The organism is Gammaproteobacteria bacterium, from assembly GCA_003696665.1.
Classification (GTDB): domain Bacteria; phylum Pseudomonadota; class Gammaproteobacteria; order Enterobacterales.
The window spans coordinates 1-13989 of sequence record RFGJ01000004.1 but is presented as its reverse complement, the minus strand read 5'-3'; the positions used below and the strand labels follow the sequence as shown (position 1 = coordinate 13989).

General features: G+C 51.7%; 17 protein-coding genes. 8 read left to right on the top strand and 9 right to left on the bottom strand.

Translation table 11 applies throughout. The features are described 5' to 3' along the window. Window positions 1–15 precede the first annotated feature (15 nt). Window positions 16–375, top strand: a complete 360-nt coding sequence (locus tag D6694_00155) for a hypothetical protein (GenBank protein ID RMH48811.1) — start codon at window positions 16–18, stop codon at window positions 373–375. 13 nt (window positions 376–388) lie between these two features. Here D6694_00155 and D6694_00150 read toward each other — a convergent pair whose 3' ends face one another. From D6694_00150 to D6694_00140, 3 genes are all read right to left on the bottom strand, one after another. Then, the gene (locus D6694_00150; protein ID RMH48810.1) at window positions 389–2575 is read right to left on the bottom strand and encodes a sensor histidine kinase; all 2187 of its coding nucleotides are present in this window, start codon (window positions 2573–2575) and stop codon (window positions 389–391) included. Between the two features lie 196 nt (window positions 2576–2771). Then, window positions 2772–3029 (bottom strand): hypothetical protein, encoded by a 258-nt coding sequence (locus D6694_00145; protein RMH48809.1) that lies wholly within the window; start codon window positions 3027–3029, stop codon window positions 2772–2774. A 429-nt stretch (window positions 3030–3458) separates the two neighbouring features. Beyond that, window positions 3459–3713, bottom strand: a complete 255-nt coding sequence (locus D6694_00140) for a hypothetical protein (GenBank protein RMH48808.1) — start codon at window positions 3711–3713, stop codon at window positions 3459–3461. Between D6694_00140 and D6694_00135 the strand changes: the two genes are divergently transcribed. From D6694_00135 to D6694_00125, 3 genes are read left to right on the top strand one after another with little or no spacing between them, the layout of a single operon-like run. After that, window positions 3642–4430, top strand: coding sequence for a hypothetical protein (locus D6694_00135; protein RMH48812.1), 789 nt, complete (start codon window positions 3642–3644; stop codon window positions 4428–4430). The two genes, D6694_00140 and D6694_00135, sit on opposite strands and share 72 nt — an antisense overlap. After that, window positions 4430–4990, top strand: coding sequence for a hypoxanthine-guanine phosphoribosyltransferase (locus tag D6694_00130; protein ID RMH48807.1), 561 nt, complete (start codon window positions 4430–4432; stop codon window positions 4988–4990). Before D6694_00135 ends, D6694_00130 begins: the two co-directional genes overlap by 1 nt. Beyond that, window positions 4987–5721: a hypothetical protein gene (locus D6694_00125; GenBank protein RMH48806.1), complete on the top strand. Its 735-nt coding sequence runs from the start codon at window positions 4987–4989 to the stop codon at window positions 5719–5721. The genes D6694_00130 and D6694_00125 overlap by 4 nt, the downstream gene beginning before the upstream one ends. On the opposite strand, the gene D6694_00120 is transcribed toward D6694_00125, so the two are convergent. Beyond that, window positions 5705–6700, bottom strand: coding sequence for an acryloyl-CoA reductase (locus D6694_00120; protein RMH48805.1), 996 nt, complete (start codon window positions 6698–6700; stop codon window positions 5705–5707). The genes D6694_00125 and D6694_00120 overlap by 17 nt on opposite strands. After that, a complete protein-coding gene (locus tag D6694_00115; GenBank protein ID RMH48804.1) occupies window positions 6697–7332 on the bottom strand; it encodes an alpha-ketoglutarate-dependent dioxygenase AlkB in 636 nt (211 codons plus the stop codon). The genes D6694_00120 and D6694_00115 overlap by 4 nt, the downstream gene beginning before the upstream one ends. Window positions 7333–7369: 37 nt before the next feature. On the opposite strand from D6694_00115, the gene greB reads away from it, so the two are divergent. Continuing rightward, window positions 7370–7885 (top strand): transcription elongation factor GreB, encoded by a 516-nt coding sequence (gene greB, locus D6694_00110; GenBank protein RMH48803.1) that lies wholly within the window; start codon window positions 7370–7372, stop codon window positions 7883–7885. A gap of 77 nt (window positions 7886–7962) precedes the next feature. Then, the gene (locus tag D6694_00105) at window positions 7963–9429 is read left to right on the top strand and encodes an MFS transporter (GenBank protein ID RMH48802.1); all 1467 of its coding nucleotides are present in this window, start codon (window positions 7963–7965) and stop codon (window positions 9427–9429) included. 56 nt (window positions 9430–9485) lie between these two features. On the opposite strand, the gene queF is transcribed toward D6694_00105, so the two are convergent. From queF to D6694_00090, 3 genes are read right to left on the bottom strand one after another with little or no spacing between them, the layout of a single operon-like run. Further along, a complete protein-coding gene (gene queF, locus D6694_00100) occupies window positions 9486–10307 on the bottom strand; it encodes an NADPH-dependent 7-cyano-7-deazaguanine reductase QueF (GenBank protein RMH48801.1) in 822 nt (273 codons plus the stop codon). Then, window positions 10300–10626, bottom strand: coding sequence for a DUF1820 family protein (locus D6694_00095; protein ID RMH48800.1), 327 nt, complete (start codon window positions 10624–10626; stop codon window positions 10300–10302). The genes queF and D6694_00095 overlap by 8 nt, the downstream gene beginning before the upstream one ends. A 22-nt stretch (window positions 10627–10648) precedes the next feature. Then, window positions 10649–11008: a DUF423 domain-containing protein gene (locus D6694_00090; protein ID RMH48799.1), complete on the bottom strand. Its 360-nt coding sequence runs from the start codon at window positions 11006–11008 to the stop codon at window positions 10649–10651. A 120-nt stretch (window positions 11009–11128) separates the two neighbouring features. Between D6694_00090 and D6694_00085 the strand changes: the two genes are divergently transcribed. Continuing rightward, complete coding sequence (locus tag D6694_00085) at window positions 11129–11728, top strand: methyltransferase domain-containing protein (GenBank protein RMH48798.1); 600 nt, start codon at window positions 11129–11131, stop codon at window positions 11726–11728. Between the two features lie 324 nt (window positions 11729–12052). On the opposite strand, the gene D6694_00080 is transcribed toward D6694_00085, so the two are convergent. Then, window positions 12053–13282 (bottom strand): hypothetical protein, encoded by a 1230-nt coding sequence (locus tag D6694_00080; GenBank protein ID RMH48797.1) that lies wholly within the window; start codon window positions 13280–13282, stop codon window positions 12053–12055. Window positions 13283–13347: 65 nt separating this feature from the next. Between D6694_00080 and D6694_00075 the strand changes: the two genes are divergently transcribed. Then, the coding region (locus D6694_00075) for a hypothetical protein (GenBank protein ID RMH48796.1) at window positions 13348–13989 on the top strand (642 nt) is incomplete at its 3' end.

Here is a 13989-nt window from a genome sequence, read left to right as displayed (position 1 = left end):
GACGAAGTCCGCAAAATGCTCAAGGCACTGCGAAACGGAAAAGTACTATGGTTTTTACCAGATCAAGACCACGGCCGTTCACAAAGTGTATTTGTTGACTTTTTTGGACAACCTGCAGCCACCATAACCAGCACGACATGGTTTACCAAGCATGCCAAGGTGCGTGTCCATCCCGTCATCATTCATCGCACACAGGATGGGATGACCATCAAGATACAACCTGCGCTGGAAAACTTCCCAGGCCGTTCACCACAAGAGGACGCACAGCGCTTAATGAACCTCCTTGAACAAACACTCCAACAAAATCCGGAAGATTACATGTGGGTCCACCGGCGCTTTAAGACAAGACCGGAAGGGTTCCCCAGTGTGTATTAGCAATATGTCACCATCATGGTTCTGGGTTATGGACTTCGCTCATTCTCGAACGTCCATTCGCCTGCCATGAAAGAATCCCGCGCCCCAGCAAGGGCAAAGTAAACCAGACCGTGGTGCCAACATTGACTTCTGATTCGATCCAGACTTGTCCACCCAAGCGCCGAATGATTTGTCTGACTCGGGTCAAACCAATGCCTTCCCCGATCGGGGCTTCACCTTCATGGTGCAAGCACACAAAAGGGCGAAATGGCATATCAGGATTTTGAAGCGGCATGCCAATACCATTGTCCTTGACAAAATAACGAACCTCGCCAGCCACGACCACAGAACCCACACGAATGATTAGCGGCCTCGCCTTGTCACGAAAACGTATCGCATTGTCAATCAGTTCTGTCATCGCAACGCGGAGCAACTCTTGATCGCCCATCACTTCCAGGCCTCTTTCGATGTCTACCTCCGGAACATCGTCCAAACAGTGGCTTTTGTTCTCCACAATTTCCGCCATCAACGCCGACAAATCGACCCGTACTATCTTTATTTGTCGTCGCGTCAGGCGTGACAACGACAGCAAGCCCTCAACGATCCGAAGCGCTCGACGCGCACATTGTTGTAAACGGGCAATGATTTTTTGCCCTTCGTCGTCGAGTTGATCACTTTTCTCTAAGCTCAATAATTCGGCAAAACCGGACACGCCACGTAAGGGTGAGCGCAAATCCTGAGATACAGACAGGATAAAGGACTGATGTTCAGCCCTTTGTGCTTTCAGCTGTTCTCCCCAGTACGAGAGTTCGCGCTCGAGATCGGCGATCTTTTTCTGAAGTCGTGCCAATGTGCGACGCTGACGCCGTTTCTCTTTTTGTATGTAGAGATACCACGGCATCCAAAACCGAGGGATTAATTCGTCATGACTCGCCTTCCATGTCGCAAACTCTGCCAATCGTATCGCTGGTCTTATCAGCCAGAAATGCATCAGCAGAGTAGTTGCCGCAATGGCAAACAGCATAAGCAAGGTCACGGTCGCCTCACTTTGCCACCCCATCCAGACGGCTTGGTCAATATTTTTCGTTGGTACCGCGACCAAAATGCGCCAAGGGCTCGGTTCTAACGTTTGCACCACGACAGCGTGATCGCCAAGATATGTCAGGTCTGCATTTGATAACAAAGAACGTCTTAGCGCGCCAGAGAGCGCTGGTGAATATCCTGAAAACTTTTGAATGGCCAATGGCTTTGGTTCAGATGGGTATTCCGCAACCAGAAAACCATTCTGGTCGATAAGATAAGCCCGGCCTTGCCAACGTTGATTTAATACGAGCAGCTCCGGCACTTTGTCAAGGGCAATGTCCAGACCAACAAAGCCAATAAGCGCCTTTCTTCCATCCACCACCTGTGCACTGATGGTGACTGTCGGTTTGCCCGTGCCGGCATCGATATAGGGCGGAGACCAGGTGATCGGTTGGTGCAAATCGTATTGAATGCCTCGAGCCCGCCGCCGCTGTTCCGAATAAATTTTTTCATACATTTGTTCCACGCGGTCGACGCCAAAGCCCGTGAGCAATTGCACAACGTCTGTCCAAGGATAAATGCCGCCAAAGTCACGTTGGTTGGAAACATAGTGGAGCCACAGAATAGTCTCATCCCGGAACTTGAACTGGGCAAAAACCGGAAATAAGCGGTACAGCATAAGCCACTCTTCGGGCTGTTTCTGAAGCCTTTCTCGCGCGGTTTCCGTGGCAATGATATTGCCCAGCTTGCCGTGATTGGCCTGACTTTTGGACAAGGCATAGCCCACTGGTGTGTGCGCTGCTAAAAAGTATCGCGATACCAGTGTCTGATCCGACGATGAGGCGACTTCTGAGAAATAGTGCTCAGCCAAACCTTTCAGGGTAGCCGCCTTGTCATACTGAGTCGCCGCCCAATGCCGAACATGTCGCGCCACTAGCTGAGCATCACCGTGCAACTCACTTTCAATCACGCTTCGTCGCTCGCCATAAGACACGATCGCAAAACCAATAATGCCAGCAGCAATCACCAAAGCAATCACAACGGGCAGCAACGCCACCCGGCGGACTGCCCGTGTTTGCATCCAAACGCCACTGCCACGCGTCATAATCGTTTTCCAAAATTGCTTCCCACAAGTATATACTAGTCGCCTTAAGCGTACCGTTCTTAATCTGGGGAGAAAAATGAGAATAAAACGCATGCTCGGCGTCTATTTGGCATTACTCTGGTGGGTAAGTGCTCACGCACAAATTGATCCGCATAGTTTTGCAAACTTGGAAGATGTCCGCATCCGGCACATGTCGCTGAATGTGACGCTTGATTTTCAACGCCAGAAGCTCGCTGGCAGCGTGACTCATACATTGTTTTGGAAAAATCCCCACGCCAAAAAAGTCGTGCTAGACACCAATGGGCTCAAAATTCATGGCGTCGAGATACTTGGCAATGATGGGGCTTGGCAGTCGGCCACCTTCACGCTTTCTGCACAAGATCCCATCCGTGGCAGGGCGCTGGTGATCCATGTGCCGTATCAAGTCGAAAAACTGCGCATTCATTACGAAACGACGCCCGACGGTACCGGTTTGCAATGGCTGCCCGCCTCGGCCACCGCGGACAAGAAAGCCCCTTTCATGTTCTCGCAATCGCAGAGCATACATGGTCGCAGTTGGATCCCAATGCAGGACACGCCAGCGATTCGCATCACTTATGATGCTCAGGTGAAGGCGCCCAAAGGCATTCGTGTGCTAATGAGCGCCGATAACGATCCATCCGCACCAAACAATGGCAGCTTCCAATTTCATATGGATCAGCCCATCGCGCCATACCTACTCGCCATCGCGGCAGGGCATCTCAAATTCCATAGCTGGTCACCGCGCTCTGGCGTCTGGGCTGAGCCTGCTGTGTTGCCTCGCGCCGCAAAAGAGTTCGAAGACACGGAAAAAATGATACAAGCGACCGAAAGCCTATACGGCCCATATGTATGGAAACGTTACGATTTATTGATTTTGCCGCCTAGTTTTCCCTATGGTGGAATGGAAAACCCGCGTCTTTCGTTTATCACGCCAACGGTGATTGTTGGCGACAAGTCACTTGTGAGTCTCATTACCCATGAACTTGCACACAGCTGGTCTGGCAATTTGGTGACCAACCAGACTTGGCAAGACTTCTGGCTCAACGAAGGCATTACGAGCTATCTGGAAAATCGCATTGTTGAAAAAATTTATGGCCGCGAGTTGGCTGAAATGGAGCAAGTGCTTGCTTACCGAGACATGATGAATGCGTTTCGGACGGAAATTCCCAAAGCGGAGCAGGGGCTTGTGCAAAACCTTAAGGGGAAACACCCCGACGACGCTTGGTCACCCGTGGTTTACAACAAAGGCCAATTCCTGATGCACACGCTGGAACATGTGTTTGGGCGTGCCGCCCTAGATAATTTCTTGAAACGTTATTTCGCCCATTTCAAGTTTCAAACCATCACTTCTGAGAAGTTCGCACGTTACATCGACCAACACCTCTTTAGACCAAACAAAGACAAAGGTTTCGGGATGGCAGAACTCAACGCCTGGCTATATGGCCCGGGTATACCGAAACCTTTTAAACCGCCGTTCTCGGCGCGTCTGAACAAACTTGAACACGCCCTGACGGCATGGAAATCGGGGGCACTCAGCACCCCCGAGTTGAAGGCAAAACATTGGTCAACTCAGGAATGGGTCTATTTTCTTGGCCAGCTCGCGCCAAAATTCGACCGTAAACGGCTGGCCGAACTCGATCATGTCTATCAACTGTCGAACAGCCCAAATGCCGAAATTGGACTGGCTTGGCTGCCGCTTGCCATACGCAGCGGTTACACTGGGGCTCAACATGCGGTGGAAAGGCATCTTGGCAGTATCGGTCGCAATCGCCTCATTCTACCTGTCTATCGGGCATTAACAGAAACGCCCGCTGGCCTGGCCACAGCGCGCGCGCTGTTTGAGCAATTTAAGAATCGATATCATCCACAAACAGTACAAGCGATAGCCGCATTGCTTGCCAAGGCCGAAAAGGAGCAAATGCGCTGATGGCGTCATCAATACTTGAGCAGATGCAAAGCATTTTTAAAGAAGCTGACTGCCTTTACTCGCAGGAGGAAGTCACAGCGGCCATTCATAAAATGGCTGACCAATTGACCGAACTGGCCGACGCACGCCCCATCTTTTTGGTGGTCATGAACGGTGGGCTCATTTTTGCTGGACAGCTCTTACCATGCCTGCCCTTCCCGCTACAGGTTGACTACGTGCATGCCAGTCGCTATGGCACGGCAACACGAGGCCAACAATTGCGGTGGATACAAACCCCAAGGATACCGCTACGCGAGCGGGCCGTCGTCCTCGTCGATGACATTTATGACGAAGGTGCGACGCTATTGGGTGTGATGGAGTATTGTTTGGCGCAAGGTGCGCGTTCTGTCAAAACCTGTGTTTTGGTCGAGAAAATCCATGACCGAAAAGCGCGACCAGATTATCGTCCCGACTACTGTGGCCTTGCTGTACCAGACCGTTTTGTCTTTGGTTACGGTCTTGACTACCAAGGTTATTGGCGGAACGCGCCGGGCATTTACGCGATCACGGAGAGACCATGACCCACTATCGTCGCATCGGAATTGTGATGGCCATGCAGGCCGAAGCCGAGCCGATTTTACAAGCCTTGGATTTGCAGCCTGTACCCTTGGCCGATCGACATCTCAACTTTCGCCGATTCCACGGTCAATTCAAAGGCCTTGAGATTGTGCTCCAGTCAAGTGGCGTGGATCCTGTAGTTGGTGTCGACCAAATTGGCACAGATGCGGCCACGCTATCCACATACTCTCTCCTGCACGAAACCCACTGTGATCTGCTGTTAAATCCCGGTACAGCAGGCGGTTTTGCAGCCAAAGGCGCACACATTGGGACGGTCTACCTGAGTCGAGGACAGTTTGTCTTTCATGATCGGCATGTCCCGATTGACGGTTTTGAAGCTTTCGCGCAAGGCAGAATACCGGCCGCCAATACCGATGCACTGGCCGAACGAACCGGGTTACCACAAGGCGTGATTTCAACTGGCGGAAGCCTTAAGCGCAGCGACTCAGACCTTCATATGATAAAACACTTCGATGCGGTAGCGAAGGAAATGGAAGCTGCGGCCATCGCTTGGGTGGCACGCTTTTACCGAACGCCGGTCGTAGCGATCAAATCCATTACCAATTTACTCGACCAACCGGCGCCATCCGAAACCCAATTTCTAGCCAACCTGGAGGCCGCCAGCCATGCGCTAAGTCAAGCAACATTCGCCGTACTCAACGCCCTGGCAGACGGCGTTACTGTGACGGTGTGACGCGCACCAACACCCGCCCTTTTAGTTTGCGTGCCAGAAGTTGCTCAGCAGCCTCAGGCACTTCTGCCAACGACACTTCTTTGACCACGTGTTGCTCCAAGTTGTCCAGTTTCCAATCCTCGGCAAGACGCTCCCAAAGCGCACGCCTAAGGACCATTGGACAGTTGGCTGAACTGACACCCAGCAAGGACACGCCACGCAGAATAAAGGGAAATACCGTCGTCGATAACTCCGCCGACGCGGCTAAGCCAATGCTAGCGACATTGCCCCACAATTGCACGCTACTGATCAACTTGGCCAGCAATGGGCCGCCGACATTGTCGATGACGCCACCAAAACGCGCAGTCTGAAGTGGAGCATCCGAAAGCGACAATGCTTCTGGCGTCACGACCTGCGTAATACCCAGACGACGCAGCCAATCATGTAACGGCACACGCCCTGAGACCGCCACCACCTCGTAACCAGCTTTCATGGCTAACCGTGCGGCGAAGGCACCCACCCCGCCAGTGGCGCCTGTGACCACCAGAGGACCCATCGCCGGGTTTTGGCCATTGACTTCCATTCGATGTAACGCCAACGCCGCCGTAAAACCGGCCGTCCCCAAAATCATGGCTTCGCGCAGACTAAGTCCCTCTGGAAGGGGAATCACCCAATCAGACGGCAATCTGGCAAATTCAGCAAAGCCCCCATCATGAGTTTCACCCAGTCCACAACCATTGGCGAGCACCAAAGTCCCCGGAGCATAATCCGGGTCATCGGACGCGACAATTTCGCCAGCGAGGTCAATGCCGGCTACGAGCGGCAACCGCCGCGCAATTTTGCCGCGGCCAGTGACCGCCAAAGCGTCTTTATAATTGATGCCAGAATAATGCACCTTGATCAGCACCTCGCCGGCGCCAATGCTGTCACGGTCAATTTGTGTCACCATGGCCGCTTGACCCGGTGTTTGACTTACGACACGAACTGCCTCAACTTTCATCGTTCATCTCCAATTTCGTCAATAATTGTTCGGAACGTCAAACTAATGCGCGGCTTCGCCCTTGCCTGACGTCCAATGCCATGTTGCCAGTCGCGTTGGCAGGGCGGGCGCATCCATAACAATGAGCCATGCGGCAACGAGATACGCACGCTTTGACCACTGCGCCGATGCTTCATTTTTAAAAACCTGTCGCCCCCCAAACTGACAATCGCAATGTGCGGTGCACTGCCCAGCTCCGGCTCGTTGTCCGAATGCATCCCCATCCGATCCTCGCCATGGCGATACAGGTTCAATAGGCAGGCATTAAAGCTGATGGCGCAGTCGGCATACAGTTGTTCCGCAAGCTGTGCAATCGGCATCGGCCATGGCTGTGCCTGTAGCGTTAAACCTGAATATTGATAAGAAAGTGTCTCGCTTCGCCCCACAAACGCACACAACCTGGGTTGCCAGTAACGTCGCCCGAAAACACGCACCGGAAGCTGCTGCCAATCAACATGATAACGCAGCCAAAACAACAAATGCCACGCGCGCTCTGGCACTAACCAGTTTTCGCACAACAAAACGGCCGACACGCCTGGAATAGGGCACCGCCACACCACTGGTTCATGCTCCCCGTCCAATGAATCTTTCATTACAATGTACGGCAAAGGCCAAAAAGTTCCATAGGTTATGAACACGGACTATATCACGCCAGAAGGATACAAGAAGCTGTCTCAAGAGCTTGAACACTTATGGCGGGTTGAACGTCCCGAATGGACTCAACGTGTGTCCGATGCCGCCGCCGAAGGGGATAGGTCAGAGAACGCGGAGTATATTTATAGTAAAAAGAAATTACGTGAAATTGACCGTCGCATTCGCTATCTGCAAAAGCGACTCGATGCACTGCGTATCGTTGATCGACTGCCAAATGACCAGAGCCGAATTTACTTCGGCGCCTGGGTCAAAATTGAGGATGAAGCAGGCAAAAGCGCTTGGTACCGACTGGTAGGTCGCGATGAAGCGGACGCCAGTTGTGGCTATATCAGCATTCATTCACCACTGGCCCGAGCGCTATTAGGCAAATGCATTGGCAGTGAGGTCACTTTTGTTGCGGCGGGACAAACTAAATGGGTTGAAGTGCTTGATATCCGCTACACCGGCCCCAATCCCCCGGAGTCGTCAATTGCAATTGACGACAACGCCTAAAAATCGGTACCTTTAGCCCTCTCAAGTTGAGGGATTGTCCACGCATCACTTGATAACAACAAACGGAGCCCAGTTCCATGAGTATTGAACGAATAAGAAATCAGGGGACCATGTTTGGCCACCCCAAAGCTTTGTTTCTCCTCTTTGGCACAGAAATGTGGGAGCGTTTCTCCTATTACGCCATGCGCGCCATCTTGGTGCTCTACCTGACCACCAAAGTACAGGAAGGTGGCCTCGGCTGGAGCAGCGCCGACGCACTTAACCTGTATGGCATTTTTACCGGCTTGGTGTACTTGACGCCACTCATTGGCGGCTGGTTGGCCGATCAGTATTTAGGTCAACGAAAAGCCATCATTATTGGAGGTTTCATGATGGCCATCGGTCAATTTTTGCTCGGTACACCGCATGCTTGGGTGCCTGGGAAGGAAGTCGAAGTTTTCTATGCAGGCTTGGCGTTCCTGATTGCAGGCAATGGCTTGTTTAAACCGAACATCTCGACGATGGTAGGTGATCTTTATGAAGAAGGCGATCACCGTCGGGATGGTGCCTTCACTATTTTCTATATGGGCATCAACCTTGGGGCCTTCCTCTCGGGGATCGTGGTTGGCTCGGTGGTTGAGGCATTTGACGGCAACTGGCAGGCTGGCTTTATTTGCGCTGGCATTGGCATGGTGTTGAGCCTGTTGATTCAAATGCTTTTTGCTCGCAAACTGCTTGGCCCTATCGGCATTGAACCAGCCGCCAAACGCAGCCAAAGAGAGTCCAACAGCGACAAATTCGAACCGTTGACCAAAGTTGAGTTTGACCGTATCAAGGTCATTTTCATCATGGGCGTGTTCACCATCATTTTCTGGGCAGGCTTTGAACAGGCTGGTGGCTTGATGAACCTCTATACCAACAAGTTCACTGACCGTACCATCGACGCCCTTGCCTTTGAAGTGCCCACCACTTGGTTCCAATCGCTCAATCCATTTTTCATATTCACCTTTGCCCCCTTATTCGCTTGGTTCTGGGGCAAACTGGGTGACAAGGAACCATCATCGCCTGTGAAGTTCGGTTTTGGACTGTTTCTCTTAGGCGTTGGCTTCTTGTTTATGATCGGCGCGGTCTTAGAACAAGGCGGGGATCCGTCGGTAAAAACCTCTATGGGATGGTTGGTTGCCGCTTACTTCTTCCACACCATGGGCGAACTTTGTTTGTCACCCATTGGCCTATCCATGGTCACGAAACTGGCACCGCTTCGCCTGGCGAGCGTATTGATGGGGGTCTGGTTTGTATTCACTGGCTTGGCCAACTATGTGGCCGGTTTTGTCGGCTCGCTGGTCGGTGTTGGTCACGGTGCGGAAGTTAGTGAAGCGCAGATGATTGAAAACGCCATGGCCATTTTTGCCGGGATCGCCATTACCGCGATTGTCTCGGCCATCATCATGTGGCTGATTTCGCCGATGTTGATTCGGTGGATGCATGGTGCCGAAAGTGGCGTGCATGAGGAAACCGAACAAGGTGCCCTGAAAAAGGAATTGGAAGGCAGCGAAAATCTCTAAGGCCAAGCCAAGTACATGAAAGCCCGGCACTGCCGGGCTTTTTACATTCCGATGACTTACTGTCGAATCCAACGAGAAAATGTGATTGGAATCGGCTGACTTGACCGAACTGGATTGATATCCAGCCCGCCACGGCGTGTGTATTGCGCCCGAACCACAAGTTTGTCTATCCCCCCTAGGGTCCATATATCGGAAAATATTCGTTCGACACAGTGCTCGTGAAACTCTCGATGCTGTCGGTAACTGACCAAATATTGCAGTAAACTCGTGTGCTCAATGCGATAGCCTGTATAGACAATGTGCACCGTTGCCCAATCAGGCTGCCCTGTCACCAAACAATTGGAGCGAAGCAGATGGCTAAATAAGGTCTCTTCGTTCCAATCACCTCGAGGAGCGGTCTGCAAAATTTCCGGTCGGTAGGCATAATGGTGACAGTTCGTCTCCAACGTATCGAGACAAATCCCCTGCGGTGCACCCACCGCCCATTCACTCAGCGCATTCAGCCCAAACAGCTGGACATCGACAGGTGCCTCGACCGCCTTGGAAAGATCGTTTCGAATCGTCTCCCGAACGTCCTGATCGGAAGAAAACGTTGTCATATTGAATGAATTCAAATAGAGCTTGAGGGACTTGCTCTCGATGAGCGCTCGGCTTTCTGCCGGAAAAATCAAACGCGCAAGCCGCACCACAGGCAGGCCATTCGGCGTTAGCCAAGAGACTTCGTACGCATTCCAGACATCATAGCCAAAAGGGGCCACATGCTTCAGAGTGGCACGCTGCTGTTGCCGCGGGACCGAGACGAGCAAGTCCGGCGAATAATCCTGATCATAATGGGTTGGTTTGCCGAGCAGTAACTCAGGCATTTGCGAATCAGACATCTTTTTTCGGCTGCATCATCATGGGAAATGGGGTAATTTTATCCCCTTTGATTTCATTGATTTTTGGTGTGCCCTGCCGGGCTACTTCGTCGATTCTGACCACCGAGTGCATGGGGATGTAGGTTCGCTCAACACCGTCAAACTCGGCCTTCAATTTTTCTTCGCCCGGATCGACAACAAGGCTCGACGACTGACCAAACAGCAGTTTCTCGACTTCCAAAAACCCCCACAAATTGCTTTGATGCACTTCACGCGCGTAAATTTCGTAGACTTGCCCTTGATTGATAAAAGTAATTCGATATACCGGCCCTTTTGACATCACTACGCCACACCTCTTTCGATCACACTTTCACGTGAAAAGATTGCCAGGCAAGCATTCCCCAGCCGACAAGCATTAACACCCCACCAAACGGTGTCAGCCAGCCCCAAAACCGTATCCCAGACCAGACAAGCCAATAAAGACTGCCACTGAACAACAACACGCCTGCGAACAGACACAGGAATGTCCAGCGTGCAAAGCGGCTATCATAGCGTGTTTGCCACAATAACACAGGGGCGTGCACCAAATGGTAGAACACTGCGGTTTTCCAAATCTCCAACGCATCTGCTGGGACAATCGACTTTAACCGATGCGCCCCAAACGCGCCCAGTAACACCCCCAGAAAGCCGAGCACGGCGGCTGCCGTTCGCTGCCACTTCACGGGATACCTTCGCCAATTTAAACGGGTCGTTATTGTAGCCTGCTTCAACAAGTCACGCCAAATGGCATCGCAGAATTTTTTGTGTTACAACACGGCCACATTGTTAATTGGGATAACGCTATGGCAATCAATCCACAATTGATCGAGACACTTCGCAAAGACCGAACGATCGTACGCACCTTATGTGGCGTCGAGATGCGCTTCCAAACCACTTGGGGTCTATTTTCCCCCCGCCAAATTGATGAGGGTAGTGCCATGTTACTTGATCAAGTGCAGGTGGCCGAAGATGCCCATATTGCAGATTTAGGGTGTGGCTACGGCGCACTTGGCCTGACATTGGCCAAACGCGCACCTCAAGGTCGGGCTGTGTTGCTCGACAAAGACTTTGTGGCTGTGAAATATGCTCAAAAAAATGCCGAGCTCAACCGACTGACGAACGTTGATGTCCGGCTAAGTAACGGCTTCGAAGCGGTGGCACCAGATGAAAAATTTGATCTGATCGTCTCAAATCTGCCTGCCAAGGTAGGCAACGAATTGCTCACCATCTTCGTATATGACGCCTACCAAGCGCTGAAACCGAATGGCACACTGGTGGTTGTCACCATTGCTGGACTTGCCAAGTACATCAAACGTCAATTTGTCGAACAATTTGGCAACTATAAAAAGCTTAAACAGGGCAAAACCTATACAGTCGCACGTGCGATCAAGGACTTATCATAATATTGTCAACTTTCCACAAGTTCTGTGGATAACTCTGGGGATAGCTTGCCAAAAAGCCTCGACAAGCCGCGAAACTCTTAGGCCTGCGGAAAACTGGTTATTTTTTGCACAACAACAAAATATCTATATAAATCAATTGGTTATGCGCGCCTTTTAAAAAACAATTTGAAAAAAGTTCGCTATCTTTCGTATAAATTCACGACAAATATGACATCTAAATTTCTGTGGATTTTTTCTTGACATTTGTGACAAAACCACTGCCCTTTCGACCCGAAACAGCCAATCCCACTTCTCATCGGGAGAAGACCGATAGTGCTCCCTTACCTAGGCGCTGAAGAACCAGTAGCCCACCAAAATTGCGGTCACAATGCCGGCCAAATCAGCCGCCAGAGAGGCTAAAAGTGCCGCCCTCGCTCGCGTCAGGCGCACCACGCCCAAGTATAGCGCCATGACATAAAACGTGGTTTCGGTACTGCCCTGCACAATCGACGCAATACGTGCGGCTAAAGAGTCCACACCATGCGCATTCATCACGTCTAGCATCATCGCGCGCGCCCCGCTCCCCGATAAGGGTTTCATAAGCGCGGTAGGAATTGCGGCGACAAATTCAGTGTCCACCCCCAACCAACCGCATAGACCAGCCAACGCAGTTTCTATCGCCGACAAAACACCTGAGGCCCGAAGCAAGCCGATGACAGCAAGCATCGCCACCAAGTAGGGCAATATCTTGATGGCCAGTTCAAATCCTTCACGTGCCCCGTGAATAAACGACTCAAATGCATTCACTCGACGCCGAACCGCAAGTAACAAGATAGCGGCCAAGAGCACTAACAGGAAGCCATTGCCCAACAGAGACGAGACCATGGCAAGCTGTGATGGTGGCAAACCCGACAACCCCCAATAGACTGCGACAAACAGCAACAGCACAGAACCCAGGGTCACCATAACCTTCCATTGCCAGATAGGCAGACGAAGCAGCATGGCCACGACCAATAAACCGACAAGGGTCGATGCTGAAGTCGCCATCAAAATGGGCAGAAAAACATCGGCAGGCTGTGCCGCGCCCATCTGCGCACGATAGAGAATGATCGTGACAGGGAAAATCGTCAGACTGGAGGCATTGAGCACAAGAAATAGGCTTTGCGCCTTGGATGCCTTTACGCTGCTGGGGTTTAAGGTTTGTAAGCTCTTCATTGCCGCCAATCCACTGGGAGTTGCCGCATTGTCCAAGCCAAGGGCGTTAGCCGCCATATTAAACGCCATTTGCCCGAAAGCGGGATGTTTGCGCGGCAGTTCCGGAATCAGCCAGTGAAAAAATGGCTCGACGACTCGTCCAAGATGGGTCAGCAAACCAGCATGCTCACCGATGCGTAGGACACCAAGCCACAAGCACAACAGGCCAATCAACCCAATCGTGATCTCCACCGCCAGACGCACTGAATCAAACAGCGCATCAACGCTTTGGTTAATCACCTCCCAATGCCCGTGGGCCAACTCATACAGCATGCCGAGACCGGCGAACGACAACAGCAAAAGCCAAATACGATTGATCATTTTTCTTATTCTTTATGCACCATTCGTGATAAACATAACAAAGGCCACAGCGAATCGCAGCCCTTATGTTCAATGAAACGCTGATCGCACATCGAGGTTTTACCAAACACGCCCCGGAAAACACCATTGATGCATTGCGAAATGCCATTGATGCAGGATTTTCGTGGGCCGAAGTGGATGTCCAATGGAGTGCAGACGGCGTGCCTTTTCTCTTTCATGATCGAAATTTTCTTCGTTTTGCTGGGCCAAGCGACATGGCCTGCCACCTGCCATGGCAACGTATTGCCACGCTGTCCTTGTGTCACGCACACAGCAAACTGGCGTTCTCACCGCCTGCCCTTGAATCCGTGCTCGCATTCGTGGGACAAACTGAACTCGGACTCAATCTCGAATTGAAATACCACCGTGTCCCTGATAAAACGACAATGAGCAAACACTTGGCCAGCCTACAGAGGCTATTGCACCGCTTCGCCATTCCCCAGGAACGATTGCTGCTGACCAGTTTCTCCAAGCGTATGACGTCAGCCATGCGGGCTCTAACCCCATGGGCTCGACTCGGCCGACTCATCAGTCAACATCGCGATGTGCAGCCAGCGTCACTGACTCGCCTGTTCGACTCAAACGCCTATTCAACGCTCAACATTCCGGCCACCCTTGCCAAGGCCAAGACGATTGACTGGGCAAGGCGAAACAAGGTTGAGGTGCTT

Coding starts and splice junctions, on each gene's coding strand:
- D6694_00155 (RMH48811.1), top strand. CDS start 16: ATGCTCAAGGCACTGCGAAACGGAAAAGTACTATGGTTTTTACCAGAT.
- D6694_00095 (RMH48800.1), bottom strand. CDS start 10,626: ATGTCAAAAGGGCCGGTATATCGAATTACTTTTATCAATCAAGGGCAA.
- D6694_00145 (RMH48809.1), bottom strand. CDS start 3,029: ATGTATGCTCTGCGATTGCGAGAACATGAAAGGGGCTTTCTTGTCCGC.
- D6694_00115 (RMH48804.1), bottom strand. CDS start 7,332: ATGAAAGATTCATTGGACGGGGAGCATGAACCAGTGGTGTGGCGGTGC.
- D6694_00135 (RMH48812.1), top strand. CDS start 3,642: ATGATGAATGCGTTTCGGACGGAAATTCCCAAAGCGGAGCAGGGGCTT.
- D6694_00085 (RMH48798.1), top strand. CDS start 11,129: ATGGCAATCAATCCACAATTGATCGAGACACTTCGCAAAGACCGAACG.
- D6694_00120 (RMH48805.1), bottom strand. CDS start 6,700: ATGAAAGTTGAGGCAGTTCGTGTCGTAAGTCAAACACCGGGTCAAGCG.
- D6694_00150 (RMH48810.1), bottom strand. CDS start 2,575: ATGCGTTTTATTCTCATTTTTCTCCCCAGATTAAGAACGGTACGCTTA.
- D6694_00130 (RMH48807.1), top strand. CDS start 4,430: ATGGCGTCATCAATACTTGAGCAGATGCAAAGCATTTTTAAAGAAGCT.
- D6694_00105 (RMH48802.1), top strand. CDS start 7,963: ATGAGTATTGAACGAATAAGAAATCAGGGGACCATGTTTGGCCACCCC.
- D6694_00125 (RMH48806.1), top strand. CDS start 4,987: ATGACCCACTATCGTCGCATCGGAATTGTGATGGCCATGCAGGCCGAA.
- D6694_00080 (RMH48797.1), bottom strand. CDS start 13,282: ATGATCAATCGTATTTGGCTTTTGCTGTTGTCGTTCGCCGGTCTCGGC.
- queF (RMH48801.1), bottom strand. CDS start 10,307: ATGTCTGATTCGCAAATGCCTGAGTTACTGCTCGGCAAACCAACCCAT.
- greB (RMH48803.1), top strand. CDS start 7,370: ATGAACACGGACTATATCACGCCAGAAGGATACAAGAAGCTGTCTCAA.